This is a genomic window from Thalassoglobus sp. JC818 (assembly GCF_040717535.1).
Classification (GTDB): Bacteria; Planctomycetota; Planctomycetia; order Planctomycetales; family Planctomycetaceae; genus Thalassoglobus.
On sequence record NZ_JBFEFI010000005.1, the window covers coordinates 453,636 to 470,921 of the forward strand.

Below are 17,286 nucleotides of genomic sequence, written 5' to 3' on the forward strand. Positions count from 1 at the left end.
ACGTTCACCCAGCGGGCAAACGTCCTTCTTCAATTGATCTGATTGTCTCAGCAAAGTAATTCGCCATCGAAACTGAATTCACTCAGCAACGACAGGCGAAGACTTAACTGCTATTCGATGTTGAGAGAAAGCCAACCGCTCTCGGCAACAATCGAAGTGATTCGCAGCTTGATGATCTTTCCCTCTTGTTCGAGTTCAAAGACCGCATCGATTTCCTGTTCAGGAAGTGATGCTTGAATCTTCTGACGCATCACGTTCGCTCGAGCGACCTGTTCGGCAACGTTGGAAGGTCGTTCGACCGGCTTCACGCCCACATTGCCTCGCGTCAGAATCACTTTGTCTTCGACAACAGAAGGACTGAGTGGAACAGTGATGATCTGAGTAGGAATGCTACCTTCTTCGCCACGATCCAAACCAGCACGAATTGTGAGAATGACTTCCCCTTCGATGATCTGGAATCGAATCGGATTCGGTTCATCGAAGACGAACATTGTTCCTTCGCTGCTTTCATCTGGCTCTCCGAGGTCGACTTCGCGATCGAGAATCTTGCTCAATCGCTCTTCGATCATCTCACGAAGTTCGCCGTCGCTCAGCTTCTGCTTGCCTTCGGTTCCCAACTCAAGTCGATTCGAACCGTTGCTGAGCAGGGTCTCGTGAACCTGAACGAGAATTCCTTTCGACGAAGCTTTGATACCTGGATCAGGACGCCCGCCACCGAGTTCTGTAGGATTCGCCAGTCGAGTTGAACCGTGAATCTGTGAGCTGGTGCTGGAGTACTTAATTGCATCCGGATAAAGACCATATTCGCGGAGCGGACCGTACAAGCGGTTTTGCAATTCCATTGAAGCTTCAGCAAACCGTGAATCGACTTCGCGATTCAACTCGGAACTGACTTCCTCTTGAATGCTTCGCTGTGTGTAACCGTTCGCCTGCCCCATGCGAGCAGATGCTTCTCGCATTGCGATTCGATCTGCAATGCCGCCAAACAATCCACCACTGAAACGGGTACGTGCTCCAACTGGACGGTTATTCGCTCGAACAGAAACACTCGCTGGTCGAGTCGAGAACTCATTGCCATCGAAGCCAATGCTTTTGACAGCATTGAAAGTGTGGTAACCGGTCGTTTGAATCGTCGCCTGGCTTGTCGATCCGAATGAGTTCGTTCGGACGACCCCATTAAGATTCAGCTCGAAGCGAGCTTCGTTGGTGCTCGGCTGGATGTTCACGGAAAGGTTGACGTTGGAGTTCTGGTTTCCAACGACGCGTGCTCCCATGATGTAGTCATTGATTTGAGACGACTCGTTGCGGGTCTCACCGATCACCTTGTTCAGCAATCCTTCAGAGATCGCCAAACGAAGGTTGTAGTTGAGGAAGTGAACGGCGAAGGCTGAAGACAACGCTTCTCCCCCATCAGGGGCGGTCAGTCGAATCGCGTCGAATTGTTCTCGAAGCGAGGCAGCCAGCTCAGGCGATGGCTCGTCGTAGTACTCGTCGACAGTTTCCAGGAACATTCCGAGTTGTTCTCGAAGCTCGATCTGTGCTTCGGGTGAAACTGGAGCAACAGCTGCTTGAACGGCAGCGAGTGCATCTTCGAGTTGGAGGAACGACTCGCGACTCATGAACTCGCGAATTTCGTCTCCGTATTCTTCTCGGGTTTCGAGTTGAGCTTTGACCTTGTTGACAGCTTCGATCGACTCTTCATTCGAAGGTCGGAAATTCTGAAGTTCGTTGGACTTGGCCCATTTCAGCCAGGCTTGTCCGCCTCTCACCGAGTTCATATCCCGGCGAAAGTCTGCCAGGGCGGATTTGAGAGTTTCAGTCGCTGCCTGAGTTCGAACCTTCAGAGCGGTTTCTTCGTCGATGGTCAGCGTTTCAAGAACGGCTTCTGCCATATCCACACGGGCAATCAGTGAGGAATAAAGCGGACCAATCTGATCGTGAATCGAGCGATATCGAGAATCCCCGAGGGCCTTCTCCATGGTGTTCAATTTGACGCGAACCCGCTTCAGCGCGGTTTCCTGAGCTTCGAGAGTGTCGTTTTCTCCTTCGTAGAAATCCGTGACAAACTGCCCGGTTTCGAGGGTCCACTCTTTCCAGCTTTCGTCAATTTCTTCGCTGAGATCCTCGAAATCGGCCGGGCTCAGGCCGTCCGGGGCATAGGCTGCCATCAGCCCGGACAGCCCCACTGGTTGAGGTGTCTCGTCTTGATACGCCCAAGTTTGTGTCCCTGCCCAAATAATGATTGAGCAGCAACCGGCGATCCAGAGAAATTGTTGACGCATTGGCATTTGTTCCACCGTCGCTCCATTGTTCCCCAAAGCGTGGTCATCACGACTCGAAGAGACTCTTCTTAGTTATCGTCCACTTCGCTCCATCGACGTGGAATAAATGTGTGGCTGCGAGAATCGATTCAATCGCTAAAAACCACCTATTTTCGGTCAGCATTCTAACTTGCGTAAGCGGACTATTCAAACAGTCCGTGTTCAGATCGATGTCCACTGATTGACCGAATCACGAATCAAGACTCACGTTGAAATCAACATTCGAATTCGCCTTTACGCGGTTTTGCAAAATTTGCTATCACTTGTCGGTGCAAAGATGCACTTTCGAACCGCCCATCGTTCGATGGGATTTCAATGATCCGGGAAAGGATTCCCCATAATGCAGAACCTGATTGTGAAGTCCCTGGTTCTGATGGGCGTAATTGGCGGCAGTTGCTTCGTGGTCTGGAAAGCTCACGAAAGCCTGCAGAAAAATAATGTTGAACCTGATCCTTCAGCATTTACAGCCCTCAATTCTCCTTCCGAAGCATCAAAAGAGACGCCCAAAGTCGCTGGGAATCTTTTTCAGGATGTTCAGATTGAATTCCCCGATCATCTCAATGAACAGAGCGATCAGGAACTTGAGCCGACTCCGGCTGCTGCGGTTCCGGAGACCGCTTCAAACTCTGAGGTCCTCCCCAACAATCGTTTTGCGCTCGCTGATCCGCTGAAATCCTCGAATCAGCCTGTTGATTCACCGCTTGCATCGGCACCTTCTCCAACGCAAACCGAGGAGAACGGGCGCGAGGAGGAATTTTCCACGACCAACGGGAGTAATGGTCTCGCTGAACTTTCTCCCGGGCTCATTCAATTTCGTTCGGAAACCTCTCAAGAAGCAGAACCGGGTGAGCTGGTCCATATCGAGGCAAGCCCTGTCCCGCTGGAAGACCCATTCGGCAGAGACGATTCCAGAGATGCTGGGAATCCTCGAACTGTTCTCAATGCTGACGACTCAATCGAATCCACGGATGAAGTGACTCCCGTTGCGAACGAATATCCTCAAGGGGGATTCCCGCAAGGAGTCGAATTCGCAGTCGGTGAATCGCGAGTGGAAGCAGATGTCTTCCCGGTTGATACCGGATCACCTTCCGCGCCAGCCAACTCGGAATTTCCATCATCCGAGAAACTTGTTGAGCCTCCAGCTGCTCAGGAGAATGCTTACCCACTGAGATTTTTCAATGGGGTCGCCTCCAAAGCCAAGCGAGAAGCTGAGGAAGCTGCAAAAGAAAAATCGGCGAACGGTGAGAACGAAAACACTTCAGAAGACTTGCTGCCCGTTTCTAATGACATTGCTTCGGAAGAAGATTCCTCAGAGGTGATTCCATTCTCGCTGGGAAACAACACGCCCACAGAGGCACCCAAGAAAGAGAGTTCGTTCGGACCGTCGCATCAGAAACAGCTCGGTGACAACTCCGAAATTGAGCCGATCAGTTGGGAAGACTCACCCGCCGATCAGAATGCCGTGACTCCCGCTTCGGAAGTTGTGCTTCCATCACCGACGACTTTGCCCGGACTCAGCGTCGAAGCACCGCCGCAACTCGGTGCAATGCCTGCATCGAATCCTTCAATCGGTGGGCCACTTGCGACCGAATCAAACCCGACAGAATCGAACCGAAGTTTGCCAATTGAAACCGCTGGAACTCCACAAGCAAGCCCAAGTCCAACACTTCCAGGATTGAGCAGATCAGTTGAGCCTCAGATGAATTCACTGGCGATGCAGCCGGAGACTCTCGATGTTGGAACGAGCAACGATCACCCACCGTTCCCCGGACCAGGCGCTCCTCAACCGGAATCAAACAATCAACCGGTGACTTCGTTCGCACTCACAGATGCTCCAAACCCGTTTGCAAAGTACGAAAACACCGTTCCTGCTGCTGCAGAGGTTGGCGGAACAGATGATGTCCTACCCGGTTCAACGACGCTATCGGTACAGAACAATGCTCCACCAGCGCAAGAGAATCCATTTGCGACCCCACCGGCATTGAGAACTCAGAACGCTCCCGCTTCGTCACCGCTCTCGGCAACTCCCTTGAGTACAGAAGAAGACGAAGTCGTCCCGCTGACACTGCTCCCTCCTGCGAATTCTCCAACAAACAAATCCGCAGAAGCAGCTCCAATACAAACAACACCACAGTCACTCCCACTGACAGCAGCGCCGCGACAACTCCCAATCGAAAGCGAGACGGAGGAAGCGAAGCCCATCTGGCCAAATCCCCAGGAACTGACTCTAGAGGCTGCGACTCCACCAGCCCGACAACAACCCAAGAACGATGGTCTCCTCAGTCGACCAGCTCCGCTCGCAGAGCCGACTACGAGTCCACAGTCTTTGCCAGAATCTTCAGGCGAACTCGAATTGGTGATGCCAACTCCGCTCTCGACCGCCCCGACGAGAGAACTCCCTACGATCACTCCGGGCAGAGCTCAAGAAAACGGAAGTCCGTTTTTCGGGGATCAAAACGTCAGCCCGTCTCGAGAAGTGAGCCCAGGCAATCTCTCAAACGGAACGGGAAATCCGGGATCAGAGCTTCCTCAGATCGTTCCTCGGAACCGAAATCGAATGGAGCTACAAACCGACTCGGGAGACACATTGTCAGCTCCCGCAAGTCCGTTCGAATCAATCGAGCCACCAGCAAATCCTCAAGTGAAATTTGCAGACGGAAGTCATCAGGGAATTCAAGAGGAACGGTTGTCGCCGTCGAGTCTTGAATCATCCCCGACTCCGCGCGAACTCGCACTGCCAACCGATCGCATGGCCCCTGTCGCTCCGTTTTCATTCGGAGGTGCAGCAGATGCTGAGCTCGACAACGGAAACCAGCCTCTTTCGGACGTTCAAGAGAGTGGGTTGGCGAACAACATTCCTGAGGCACAAGCAGTTCCTGAAGCAGAACAGCCAGAGACCAACAACGAGCTGATTGGTCGGGGAACGATTGATCGAGATGTCAACGAAGGAGATCAAAGCCCAGAATTGACCATCGAGAAGAAAGCTCCGGCAAGCGCAACGATCGATGAGCCATTGATCTACTCGATCCTCATCAAGAATGTCGGCGGTAGCTCAGCGAAGTCGCTGGTCGTCGAAGATCGGATTCCAAAAGGAACTAAACTCAAGGGAACAATTCCGCAGGCCTCTCTGTCGAATGGCGTCCTGACCTGGGAACGTCCCGAGCTTCACCCGGGGGACGTTTGGGAAATTCAGCTGCTCGTCATCCCGATGGAAGCTGGCGAAATTGGAAGTGTGGCGACCGTCTCGTTCGAAGCTGCCGTCGCAGCCCGAATTCGAGTGACAGCTCCCAAAATTGAACTGAAAATGAAGGGGCCGAAGGAAGCAGTCACCGGCAAAACAGCGACCTATCAAATGACGATCTCGAACACCGGCGAGGGTGTTGCCAAAGACGTTTACCTCCGAACAATCCTTCCGGAATTGCTGAGCCATCCTGGTGGGCAGGACATTGAATACCGAGTTGGAGAACTGCCGGCCGGAGAATCGCGAACGATCGATCTCGTGCTGACTGCCGAAGCGGCCGGTGTGGCGTCGTCGCAAGCACTCGTGACCGTCAACGGTGAAACACAAGCGGAAACACACTCGGATTTGCGTATCCTCGATTCTCGAATCGGCCTGATCCAGAGTGGTCCCAAGCGTGGATTCGTTGGACGTCCGGTCGAGTTGACTTCTCGTGTGACCAACCTTTCGAGTCAACGCCTGACGAACGTGAAAGTGATCGAGAGAATTCCTGCCGGACTTTCCCCGGCGAAACCCGTGCCTTTCTGGGACGCCGAAAAGCGAGTTCTGATTCGAAACTTTGAAGTTCTGGAAGCAGGTGAATCGCGAGACCTGAAGACTCAACTTGTCCCCGATCAGGCAGGAAACATTGCCCTCAGCTTTGTTGCTCGGGACGATGAGAACAACATCGTCGAAGCTTCTTCAAATCTCGAAGTGAAGGGGTTCGCCGACCTCGACATCGATGTTCTCGGCCAGAACCAAACCGTTCTCGTTGGGGAACAAGTCTCGTTCCGCCTGAAACTCAAAAACGACGGAACTGCAGCAGCTGAGAACGTCCTCACTCAGTTTGTGATCCCAGCTGGGCTCACCTTCACGTCCGCAAAAGGCCCCAGCCAATATCAGGTTCAGGGGAATCGGGTTGTGTTCCAACCTGTCGCTGAAGTTGGAATGGGTGACTCGCAGGAGTTCGATATCGTTCTCACTGCCGCTGGAGCATGCAACTCGAAAGTTGGGGTCGAATTGATGACCGCCGACTACAGCGAGCCAATCCGATTCGAGAAACCAGTTCGAGTGGTTGCGGAAACTCCGTAGCCAGCGTCGGTTTTCAGACTCACTCGCTTCAGCGGTTCAATGCGGTGAGGCGAGTGCGATGAAACCGTCTCGACGGTTCAACGATCGATTTGAACTTCAACTTGCGAGCCGATCGGGACGTTTGGCCACATCTTCCCAACCTGTTCGACCTGAACCTGAATCGCAGATTGATTCAAAAGTGAACAGTGCTGAGCCTGCGGAGCGATGAGAGTCACTTTTCCGAATCGATGCTGGTTTCCGGGGAAGATCAGAAGCAGCTTCTGATCGATTGGAAACGAGACGATCTCGGTCGAAGGAACATTGACCAGAAGATACCGGTGCGCATCGTCGAGAAGTTCAACGATCGGTGCTCCCTCTGTGACTCGAGAGCCAACACGATTCTGGTAGACACCGACCCGACCAATCGACGGGGAAAGGACAGTCAGGCTCTCTTGCTGGGCTCGAAGCTGATCAAGTTCTGCACGTGCACGCTTCAGATTCGCTTCCGCGACGTCGACTCCCTCAGTCCGACGGACTTGTGCAGGAAGTGCATGGCGAAGTTGTTCGAGTTGCTTTTGACGCAGATCACAGATCTCAACCTGAGCGGATGAAACCTCAGCGGCGTTGCTCGCCAGTTCCATCTCCAGAATGGTCGCCATGCGGTCCGAAGGCTTGGTCGCTCCTTCGACGATCAGCGAACTGACGAATGAGCTGTCGTTGTCCGCCATGACCAATTCTTGACCAGCAAGAATGTCGTTGAGCATGCTCTGCTGCATTTCGAAGTTGTACTTCTCCTTCAGAAATGTCGCTGACTGCAGCTGGATCTCACAAATCTCCGAATCCAAAGCTCGTTGCCGCCAAGCCAGTTCCAGCTCAGCAGCTGCCAGAGCCTGTCGATGTTGGAATTCGAGGGCGTCAATTTCGCGAGTCTTGGTCACGACAGCTTGTTCGAGGGTGTCATCGACGATGCGAACCAATGGCTGGTCCATCTCGATACTCGCACCTTCTTCAACGAGAAGTTCGGCCAACTTTCCGTCTGCTGGAGAGGAGATGTAAGTTGTCCGGGCCATCAACGTCCCCTGGCAAACGGGACCGCGCGGACGTTCAACCCAGTAAGCCAATCCAATCCCAAGTGTGAGCGCAACGATAGAGAAGAACGCGATGCGTCGGGGAGGCGCAGGCAACTCGGGACAGGACTCGAATGAATGAGTCATGGGCATGGGCGAAGATAAAAAGAGGTGGATGGGTAGCGCTCCGTCTGAGATGAAAAATCGTCAGAGCGATCGATCTCTCTGACGCAAGAGACGGCGAAATCGCGATTTCCAACGAAACTCATGCCGTTCGTACATCCTCAACGGAAACTTCAACTCGAACGGAATGACCTGCAAATCTTCACCACTTTCTCTCACCGGAATCGCCAGAGTCTGAAATTCGTGATGCTGATTCGTTTTCGAGAGAATCAATGGTCTGCTATTCTGTGGGATCAGAAATCACGCAGCCTCACCTGGCTTGATGTTGAACGAATTGAGGAATTGAAATGCAGGTAATCGAAACAGTCACAGGGCCAGGAATCCCATTGCTGCTCGACGACATTGACACAGACCGAATCATCCCAGCACGTTTTCTTCGTTGCGTCAGCTTCGATGGCATCGGTGAGCACGCCTTCAAAGATGATCGTGAGCAGGATGAATCGCATCCCTTCAACCACGAAGCTCATCAACACGGAAAAATTCTGATCAGTGGCCGAAACTTCGGGTGCGGATCGTCTCGCGAACACGCTCCGCAGTCGTTGATGCGTTGGGGAATTGAAGCCATCGTCGCGGAATCCTTCGCAGAGATTTTCTTCGGAAACTGCACATCGCTCGGCATCCCCGCAGTCACAGCTTCACGAGCTGACCTGGAACGCCTCGCGGCTGCTGCGGCGGCAGATCCCAACCTCGAGTTCGAATTGAATCTCCCGAAGAAGGAAATCACTTTCGGTAATCAAGTCGTTTCCGTCGAGATGCCACAGAGTGCACACGAAGCTCTCACATCCGGAAAATGGGACTTCCTCGGCCAGCTGCTCGATCGACATCCTTCGATTAAGGCCAAACTTGAGTCGCTCCCCTACGTGAAGAAATTCGTCGAGCACTAGACGACATTTAGACAGGGTTCGAACGCACTCACTCGAACCCTGACTCATTCTTTCCAGCGCGACCTGTCCATTCGCCACGCATCATGAGCAAACCCACGATGAATCAGGGAGCCCCTGCCGTTCAGGAATGCGAGCACGCCCTGAAGGAATGGGCAGTCGTCTGCGAGGCAATACGCTCAGGGCATCAAAGTGTGCTCCTGCGAACCGGCGGAATTCGAGAAGATCACGGAGAGTTCCGAATCGAATCCGATCGATTCTGGTTATTCCCAACACGTTTCCATCAGACCGTCGAACTGATCACTCCAGAATTCGCAGAGACGATGAGCCGCAGCGAGGCGCCCGTCGTTTCTGAGACTCTTGGGAATCAGATTCCGTTGCATGTCTTTTGTGAAGTTCACATGAGCTGCTACATCGACGATTTGTCTCAACTTCCGACAATCCGCAATCTGCATGTCCTGAAAGACGAAGTGACTCATCAACGGTTCGACTATCGTTCACCCGGGCTGACAGCTCTTTTCATTCGCGCTTATTCACTTCCCGAACCGGTGCTGATTGAGAACAATGCTCAGTACGATGGCTGCAAGAGTTGGCTGACGATGAATTCCCCTCTCGCGACAGATGAATTGAACGCGGTTCTGCCGACTGAAGAATTCGAGCGTCGGGCCGACGAGTTCAAACGGGCAACGGGTTCATCAATGCGTCTTCATCCAACAGCCGATTAACAAATCCCAGCGACGGGAAACTTTCGGAAAGTTCTCCCCTGTTTGCTTTCACTGACGAATCGAATGACGGAGAATTCGGCACCGCCGGGACTTAAGTGGCGGAGCATGTTTATCGCACCAATGCTTGAAATCTTCGGGAGCAAACTCCGAATCGTTTGACTTGGCTTGTATGCTGACATTCGGTTTTTGGACGACCGCCCGAACGTTTATCAATATTCTCTCGCGTTTCCAATCTGTGATCGGATTCGCAATCAATGAAATCAGCCCTGTAAGAATAGATTTGGAATTCTGCCCAATATGATCGATTCTGCAAACTCCTGGACCACAAACGACTCGAACGATCTGTACGAAGTCAACAGGTGGGGCAACGGCTTCTTTTCCATCGGTCCAAACGGTCACCTGCTCGTGCACCCGGACCGCAATTCCGATCGAAACATTGATCTCAAAGAGTTGATCGATCGACTCCAGGTCAGAGGTCTCGATTTGCCGATTCTGCTCAGATTTAACGGCATTCTGAAAGAACGTCTGACCGAAATTCGCGACGTCTTCGCCAAAGCGATCAAAGAGAATGAATACAAAGGCCGATACGCCTGCGTTTACCCGATCAAGGTGAACCAGCAGCGTGAAGTCGTTGAGAAAATCGTCGAATACGGTCGGGAATATGGATTCGGACTCGAAGCAGGAAGCAAACCGGAGTTGCTGGCTGTCGTTGCCATGACTGATCCGTCAATGCCGATCATCTGCAACGGCTTCAAGGACGACGAGTTCATCGAAATGGCGATGCTCGCGCAGAAGATCGGACGAACAGTTTTGCCGGTCGTTGAGAAATACACCGAGCTGGAACGCATTCTCAAAATCGCCAAGCAGGTTGGTGTCCGTCCACGAATTGGAATGCGCGTGAAACTGGCTGCTCGCGGAGCAGGAAGATGGCAATCTTCAGGTGGATACCGTTCGAAATTTGGTCTGACCGTCAGCGAGATCCTCAAAGGTCTCGAGTTACTGGAGAGTCAGGGAATGCAGGATTGCTTTAAGCTGCTGCACTTCCATCTCGGCAGCCAAATCACAAACATCCGACAGGTCAAAGCTGCCATTACGGAAGCCAGTCGCGTGTATGTTGATCTCGCTCGACGCGGAGCCGGACTTGAATATCTCGACGTCGGGGGTGGACTTGGTGTCGACTACGATGGCTCACAGACCAACTTCCAGTCGAGTATGAACTACACTCTTCAGGAATATGCGAACGACGTAATCTATCACGTACAGACCGTCTGTGATGAGACCGGTGTCGATCATCCGATCATTCTTTCAGAGAGTGGTCGAGCAATTGCAGCTTTTCATAGTGCTCTCATCTTTGGAACTTTGGGTGTGACTCGACAGGGAGATGTCGAAGCGATTCCGCCTGAGCTTCCGGATGACTACGAGCAACCACTTCACGATTTGATGCTGACGTACAATGAGCTGACTCAGCGAAACGTTCAGGAAAGCTTTCACGATGGACAGCAAGCCATCGACATGGCGATGAGCCTGTTCAGCGGCGGATACTTGCCGCTCGAACAAAGAGTGCTTGCAGAAAATCTCTTCTTCGCCATCTGTCGAAAAATCACACGGCTTCTCGAAGAGCTCGATTACATTCCCGAGGAACTGACATCGCTGCCGGGAATGCTTTCTGATTTGTTCTTCTGCAACTTCTCGCTGTTCCAATCGATGCCCGACAGCTGGGCCATCAAACAACTTTTCCCGGTCATGCCGATTCATCGGCTGGAGGAAAAACCAAGTCGGCATGCGGTGCTCTGCGACATCACCTGTGATTCAGACGGCAAGATCGACACGTTCATCGATCGTCGCGATGTCAAGAAGACGCTGCGTCTGCACGAGTTCGATGGCTCCCCATATTACCTCGGAGCTTTTCTGATCGGAGCTTATCAGGAAATTCTCGGCGACCTTCACAACCTGTTTGGGGACACCAACACGATTCATGTCGATCTCGACGAGAACGGCAGAGTCACGCTGGAGTCGATCATCAAAGGTGAGACCGTCAGCGAAGTCTTAGAATACGTGCAGTTCAACGGACGTGAGCTCATCGATCGACTTCAAATGGCGACCGAAGCCGCCGTTCGAGAAGGACTCATCGATAACGCCGAAGCTGGCCGCTTGATCAAATTCTACGAGGAAGGGCTCAACGGCTACACTTACCTTGAAGGACTTCAAGAGTAGCGAAGCACTCAATGCTGAGAGCGAATTCAACAAACGCAAAGAAGCCGCAAGAGCCGTTTAGCTTTTGTCGGCTTCTGTTTTAGAAGCTTGTTCACTGCTGGCGTTCGGCCCGCGGAAAGCAAGTCGGAAGACATCCGGTTGACGCAATCCCAGAGCGATCCAGGCCACAACTCCGATGATGATGGGAAAGAGAAACGAATCTTCAATCCGCACATGCGTCGCAGTCGCTCCGCCGAGGTAGCCAGCGAGCAGAATGGCAGCGACGAACGCCGTATGAGGAATGAGGAACAGGATCGCGATCACAACTTCGACGATGCCGACGGTATGCATCACTTCCTGCTTCCAGCCCATCTTGTCGAACATCTCCGCTTTGCCTTCCCATTCCGTAAACTTCCCCATTGCGCTTCCAAAAATCAGAAACGCCACCAGAAGAATACTCAGGACCCATCCCACAATTCGGAGGTTCTTCGAACTCATCGTTCACCACACTTCAATCGACTATGTAGACTTTGACTGTTCACTGAGGTGGATGATATTGCGTGGCAGCATCGTCGTCGATGGTCTCGTTTCACGCGAACTTCTATTGGGCCCGATTCGTTGAAGACGAGGTGCTTTTCTTCAGTCGTGACAGTCTCTTCATACAGGACTGAAGCGCGAACTCATGGTGCAAACGTTTGGACTCTGGCATCAATTTGAGACGGACTTTCGATGGAAGAAACTCGCGTCACCATGACTTGAATTCAGCTGCATCGAGTCCAAATCGTGTCGCATCCAACGAGTAAACCTGGGCAAACCTCGGAATATTGGTAAACCGTTCTCTGACAGGAATTTGCTCCTCAAAATCGCATCGCTGATCAGCCAGCGGAGGACTCCTCACGTCTTGATCTTCAGAAGGGCGGTCATAGGATGAAACTAACGCGCTCATTTCAAGTCGAGCGATTGCATGAAGTGAATTAACGAGCGGAGGTCTCTCATGAAAAATTTTCTGATCGCAACAACTGTTGCTTCCATGTTCGTCTTTACCGGAGTCGGTGACACAAGCAGTGCCGAAGCTGCGCCCCCATTAAGAGTGCTCAGAAATCGAATCGAACGACGTGTGGATCGGTCCTTCGATCGAGGCTATCGAGATGCACGGCGAGACTATCGTCAGCTAGATCGGCAATTCGATCGACGTTTCGACAACCGTTATGACCGCGGTCGTTACTACGGACGTCGACCGTATTATGGTCCTCGCTATCGGAATGGATACATTTCCACTCCGTATTTCTCGTTCGGCTTTTAATCCACTCTCGTTTTAAGCCGAACAATAACTGCAAAGCCCGCCGCTTTCGTCCTTCGCTGAAGTGATGAAAGCGGCGGGCTTTTTTTGATTGGTGATGCAGTGCGTTCAATTCAATCAGAAACGAGGATCTTTGATCGTCGCGCGGAGTCCTCTTACTCCGGGAATCCATGAATGGCCAGTGCGACGGCTCCGAGAACACCGGCTTTTGAACCCAACTGGGACTTTTCAATCCGGATATCGTCGACTGGAAACAGTCTTCCGACACGCGTTTCGACATCTTCTCTGATACGTTCGAGTAGAAGCGGACCGAGATTCGCAACTCCCCCTCCGATGACCACAAGATCCGGATGGACAGTCGTCACGACATTCGCAACGCCAATAGCGATGTCCGAAGCCGCATTGAGAATTGCATCACGAACCGCGTCATCCTGTTCAGCGACTTGGCCCATCATCTCGACGTCCACTCTCGCAGGATCTCCATCCACCAAGTCATGCAGGTTCGGTGCGAGCCCCATCAACATCAACCGAATTCCTTCGGCAGCGAGAGCAGTACCACTCGCGAGAGTCTCGAGACATCCGTGATTCCCGCATCCACACAGAGGACCTGTCCGGTCGATCGTCTGGTGCCCCAGCTCTCCTGCAGCTCCGAGCGGTCCTAAGCGCAGCTTGCCATCAATGACGACACCACCACCGATGCCGGTTCCGATCGCAATGAACACCATCGTGTTGGCGGGAGGTCCTTCTCGAAAGGTCAGCTCACCGAGTGTTGCAGTTCGTACGTCATTGAGAAGCAGAACACGACACTTTATCTGCTCAGAGAGAATCGCCGAGACTGGAATGTTCTTCCAGTGCGTTGTCATGTTCGGAAGGTAACGTGTTTCGCCAGCGTGGAGATCGACGAGTCCCGGAAGTCCCATACCGAGCGCAGCGAGTTCAGCCCCTCCCGATTCTCCTGCGAGTTTCAGGACGAGATCACCGATGCGTCTCAGGACTTCGTTCGGACCGTAATGAGAATCGGTATCAATCGTGCCCTCACGCAGGACGTTTCCATCCTGATCCGCGAGGGCACATTTGACCGTCGTTCCTCCAACGTCGACACCTGCAAAAATCTCAGGCATAGTCCCCTGCCAATTCATCACGAACTTTTTCGAGCAGCTTCTTCGTTGCTCGGATTCCTGCGTATTCGTCGAGCTGATGTCCTTCGTACTCGATCCCGACGAAACCGCGATACCCGGCGTCCAGCACGATCTTCATGACCTTCAGGAAGTCCGTTCTGGTGTCGTTTCCGTTTTCATCGAAGTCGTAGGACTTGGCACTGACCGCTTGAGCAAACGGCATCAACTCTTCAACACCCTGGTATCGGTCGTACCAGTTGTCGTCACTGATGCGGAAGTTTCCGAAATCTGGAAGCGTGCCGCAATGTGGATCGGCGACACGTTCCATGACTGTCGAGAGCCAGGCTGCGTTGGAGGAAAGCCCACCATGGTTCTCAACGAGAATGTTCAGTCCGAGAGGCTTTGCGAAGTCAGTCAGCTGAGCAAGCCCGTCGGCGGCGTACTCGATCTGCTCGTCGTATGTTCCACGGCTGGCTGCGTTGACTCGAATCGAATGGCAACCGAGGAATTTGGCAGCTTCGACCCACTTCTTGTGATTGTCGACAGTCTGAGCACGTTTGTTCTTGTCTGGATCGCCGAGTTGTCCTTCTCGATCAACCATGATCAGCAGACTCTGCACACCGTTGTCGGCAGCCCGCTTCTTCATGTCCGCCAGGTACGATTCGTCTTTGGCTTTTTCGAAGAAGAACTGATTCACGTACTCGATCGCATGAATATCGAACTCGGTCTTCGCGATTTTTGCGAAGTCGAGGTTATCAATCTTCTTGTCGAAAATGGCCTTGTGGAGTGACCATTGAGCGAGAGAGATCTGATAGAGCGGCTTCTTATCCGCTGACAGTGCGAATTGCGGGAGAAGAGCAGAAGCTGCGAGTGCTGCAGTTCCCTGAAGAAACTGCCGTCGTTCGAGCGATGGAATCATGGGGACACCCGTTCATGGTAAGGATGTTTGTCGAGAAAAACGCTAGGTCACGATGGACGAATTGCAGAACATTGTCAATTGTGTCGTGTCTCTCAGAAAGAGATTTTCGCCCGGATGACGCAAAACGTTCGTTTTCGGGGGAGTGTCATGATCTGAAGTGTGAAATCTGCGGACTTCTGACTGAGAGTGGTTGCCAGATCGAGCCAAACAATCAATGTCTTCCGATGTAACATCTCCTGCGATCAAAGTCAGGAGTTCGGCGCGCCCATCTTGATACGGGCCACTCGTCCGTAAAGCCCTGCCCCGCCCACATACGGAGCGAGTTGCAATTCCGTCGGGAGCCAGACCGGGTTCTGGACACGCTGATCGGGGAAATTGGAAACCACTGGCAGTTTCGGTGTCGAAGCTTGCTGATAGAGGTCTTCGCCACACGGATGAAGATAGAGCCGTTTCCGGACGATAAGATCGCTCAGTTGGTCGACCAGGTCGCGGCCCATCCGTGTCCAAACGACAACTTTTGGATCGGACCGGAAGACGAGTCCGTATCGCCCGGAAACGTCTGTGTAGTCAGCGAATTCATTCAGCAGAACATCCCACGTCACTCGTTCGTGGTGCCGAAGAAACTCGATGATGGCCGCAGGGATTTGCCCGTACTCGGCCAGTTGCTTCCACTTCAGCACCTCTTCCGCTTCCGCAGCGGGCGTTTCTCCGCGACGGGCTTCTTCCTCCATGACTCGAATCACGCGATGATCAAGCGTCGCCGGTCGACAGCGCGTTCTCGCCCATTCACGGAGTTGGAAGATCTCATCCTCCATTGTGATCGACAGCGGAACCGTGCGTTCAATTGAGTCCTGCAAGTCGTCGTCGGAAAGGATTCGCTTCTCCGCGTACGAGTCGATAATCGCAGAGTTCACAAGCGTTTCAATCTCAGCCCCGCTGTATCCTTCTGTCGCATTGGAGTGGGCATCGAGATCAAACTGCTCCGGATTCCAGCCTCGCTTTTGAAGGTGAATCCTGAAGATGGCGAGCCGTTCTTCGTATGTTGGCAAATCGACGAAAAACAAATCGTCGAAACGTCCGCGTCGCAACAATTCGGGCGGGAGTGACTCGATACGGTTTGCGGTGGCGACGACGAAAACAGGATGCGTATGTTCCTGAAGCCATGTCAGAAACCGTCCGACGATGCGGGAGACCGTTGGATCCTGTGACTCATTGCCAACAAAACCTGCAAAGGCTTTGTCGATTTCTTCGATCCAAAGCACAGCCGGCGCGATCGTTTCAGCGGTCGACAGCACATCTCTCAAATTCTGTTCTGAAACACCACGTCCCGATTCCAGCAGGTCTCCGAGATCCATTCGAATCAGAGGAAATTTCAGCATTCTGGCAATCGCGCGAGCAGTCAGACTCTTTCCACATCCTTGAACACCGGCCAGCAAGACTCCTTTTGGATTCCCAATGTGCCGGTTCTTTGCATCAGTTGAGAAGGCTTCCGATCGATTCGAAATCCATTCCTTAAGACCATCCAATCCGCCGACGTCTTCAATTCCCTCATCGAGAGCAACGAACTCAAGCAAACTGGCGCCTTGCACGAATCGTCGCTTTTCAGAAATCAGGTTTGCGAAGAGTTCGTCCGTCACTCCATCTGCTCCGCGCAGTGACTTTACCCAAGCTTTACGAGCTTCGTCAGCTGTCAGTCCGAGGACTGAACGGACCAGAGCCTCCCGGTCCGATTGTTGGATCGATGCCACAATGCCGGATTTTGGATCGTTAAGGATCGCTTCAAGTATCTCGTGCAGATCGTCTCCGTCAGGGAGTGGAAGGTCGATCATCGACACGTCTTTCGAAATCTCTTTCGGGATGTTGTCGACGGCCCCCATGAGAACAAGAGTCTTTTGCTGACCGGGAAGGACCGGGACCAGATCTCTCAGCTTGCGAATGACTCGCGGATCGTCGAAGCAGAGATGAAAGTCCTTCAGCAGAAACAGATGTTGGCTCGCATAGTCATTCTGGATTTGATCCAGAAAAGCAACCGGATCGACTCTCTCAGTTTCCGACGCTGCACTTGAAGACTTTGAGTCAGCGACGACTCCGCCGGTCATCGACCAACTGACGCAGTTCCATCCTAGGTCTGCGGCCAGTCGCTGAAACTCCTGCTCCCATCGACGCTCTTCGTAAGTCCGCGTCACCAACAGCGGGTAACCAGCCAGGATTCGGTCTGACAAATCGTCAATCACATGTGCAGCGACCATCAATCACTCAGTCTGTGGAATTTCGGAAACGAGAGATGATGC

The 17,286-nt window shown here is 52.7% G+C and carries 11 protein-coding genes; 5 read left to right on the forward strand and 6 right to left on the reverse strand.

Features of this window, described 5'->3' with window-relative positions; genetic code table 11:
- Window positions 1-110 precede the first annotated feature (110 nt).
- Complete coding sequence (locus AB1L42_RS15830; RefSeq protein WP_367057757.1) at window positions 111-2,282, reverse strand: hypothetical protein; 2,172 nt, start codon at window positions 2,280-2,282, stop codon at window positions 111-113.
- Window positions 2,283-2,661: 379 nt separating this feature from the next.
- On the opposite strand from AB1L42_RS15830, the gene AB1L42_RS15835 reads away from it, so the two are divergent.
- A complete protein-coding gene (locus AB1L42_RS15835; RefSeq protein WP_367057760.1) occupies window positions 2,662-6,630 on the forward strand; it encodes a hypothetical protein in 3,969 nt (1,322 codons plus the stop codon).
- 77 nt (window positions 6,631-6,707) lie between these two features.
- Here the strand turns inward: AB1L42_RS15835 and AB1L42_RS15840 are convergent, their stop codons facing one another.
- Complete coding sequence (locus AB1L42_RS15840; RefSeq protein WP_367057763.1) at window positions 6,708-7,823, reverse strand: hypothetical protein; 1,116 nt, start codon at window positions 7,821-7,823, stop codon at window positions 6,708-6,710.
- Between the two features lie 323 nt (window positions 7,824-8,146).
- Between AB1L42_RS15840 and AB1L42_RS15845 the strand changes: the two genes are divergently transcribed.
- The 3 genes from AB1L42_RS15845 to speA all read left to right on the forward strand — a co-directional run bounded on the left by AB1L42_RS15845 (window position 8,147) and on the right by speA (window position 11,679).
- Complete coding sequence (locus AB1L42_RS15845) at window positions 8,147-8,743, forward strand: 3-isopropylmalate dehydratase small subunit (RefSeq protein ID WP_367057766.1); 597 nt, start codon at window positions 8,147-8,149, stop codon at window positions 8,741-8,743.
- Between the two features lie 83 nt (window positions 8,744-8,826).
- Window positions 8,827-9,465, forward strand: coding sequence for a DUF1802 family protein (locus tag AB1L42_RS15850; protein WP_367057769.1), 639 nt, complete (start codon window positions 8,827-8,829; stop codon window positions 9,463-9,465).
- 288 nt (window positions 9,466-9,753) lie between these two features.
- Window positions 9,754-11,679, forward strand: coding sequence for a biosynthetic arginine decarboxylase (speA, locus tag AB1L42_RS15855; RefSeq protein ID WP_367057923.1), 1,926 nt, complete (start codon window positions 9,754-9,756; stop codon window positions 11,677-11,679).
- A gap of 57 nt (window positions 11,680-11,736) precedes the next feature.
- Here speA and AB1L42_RS15860 read toward each other — a convergent pair whose 3' ends face one another.
- Window positions 11,737-12,156 (reverse strand): DoxX family protein, encoded by a 420-nt coding sequence (locus AB1L42_RS15860; protein WP_367057772.1) that lies wholly within the window; start codon window positions 12,154-12,156, stop codon window positions 11,737-11,739.
- Between the two features lie 496 nt (window positions 12,157-12,652).
- Between AB1L42_RS15860 and AB1L42_RS15865 the strand changes: the two genes are divergently transcribed.
- Window positions 12,653-12,961 (forward strand): hypothetical protein, encoded by a 309-nt coding sequence (locus AB1L42_RS15865; RefSeq protein WP_367057775.1) that lies wholly within the window; start codon window positions 12,653-12,655, stop codon window positions 12,959-12,961.
- 152 nt (window positions 12,962-13,113) lie between these two features.
- Here the strand turns inward: AB1L42_RS15865 and AB1L42_RS15870 are convergent, their stop codons facing one another.
- The 3 genes from AB1L42_RS15870 to AB1L42_RS15880 form a co-directional block, all read right to left on the reverse strand.
- Window positions 13,114-14,079 carry an ROK family protein gene (locus AB1L42_RS15870; protein WP_367057778.1) on the reverse strand — a complete coding sequence of 322 codons (966 nt, stop codon included), beginning with the start codon at window positions 14,077-14,079 and terminating at the stop codon, window positions 13,114-13,116.
- Window positions 14,072-14,995, reverse strand: a complete 924-nt coding sequence (locus AB1L42_RS15875) for a sugar phosphate isomerase/epimerase family protein (protein ID WP_367057781.1) — start codon at window positions 14,993-14,995, stop codon at window positions 14,072-14,074. Before AB1L42_RS15875 ends, AB1L42_RS15870 begins: the two co-directional genes overlap by 8 nt.
- A 248-nt stretch (window positions 14,996-15,243) precedes the next feature.
- Window positions 15,244-17,244, reverse strand: a complete 2,001-nt coding sequence (locus tag AB1L42_RS15880; protein WP_367057784.1) for an AAA family ATPase — start codon at window positions 17,242-17,244, stop codon at window positions 15,244-15,246.
- Window positions 17,245-17,286: the final 42 nt, after the last annotated feature.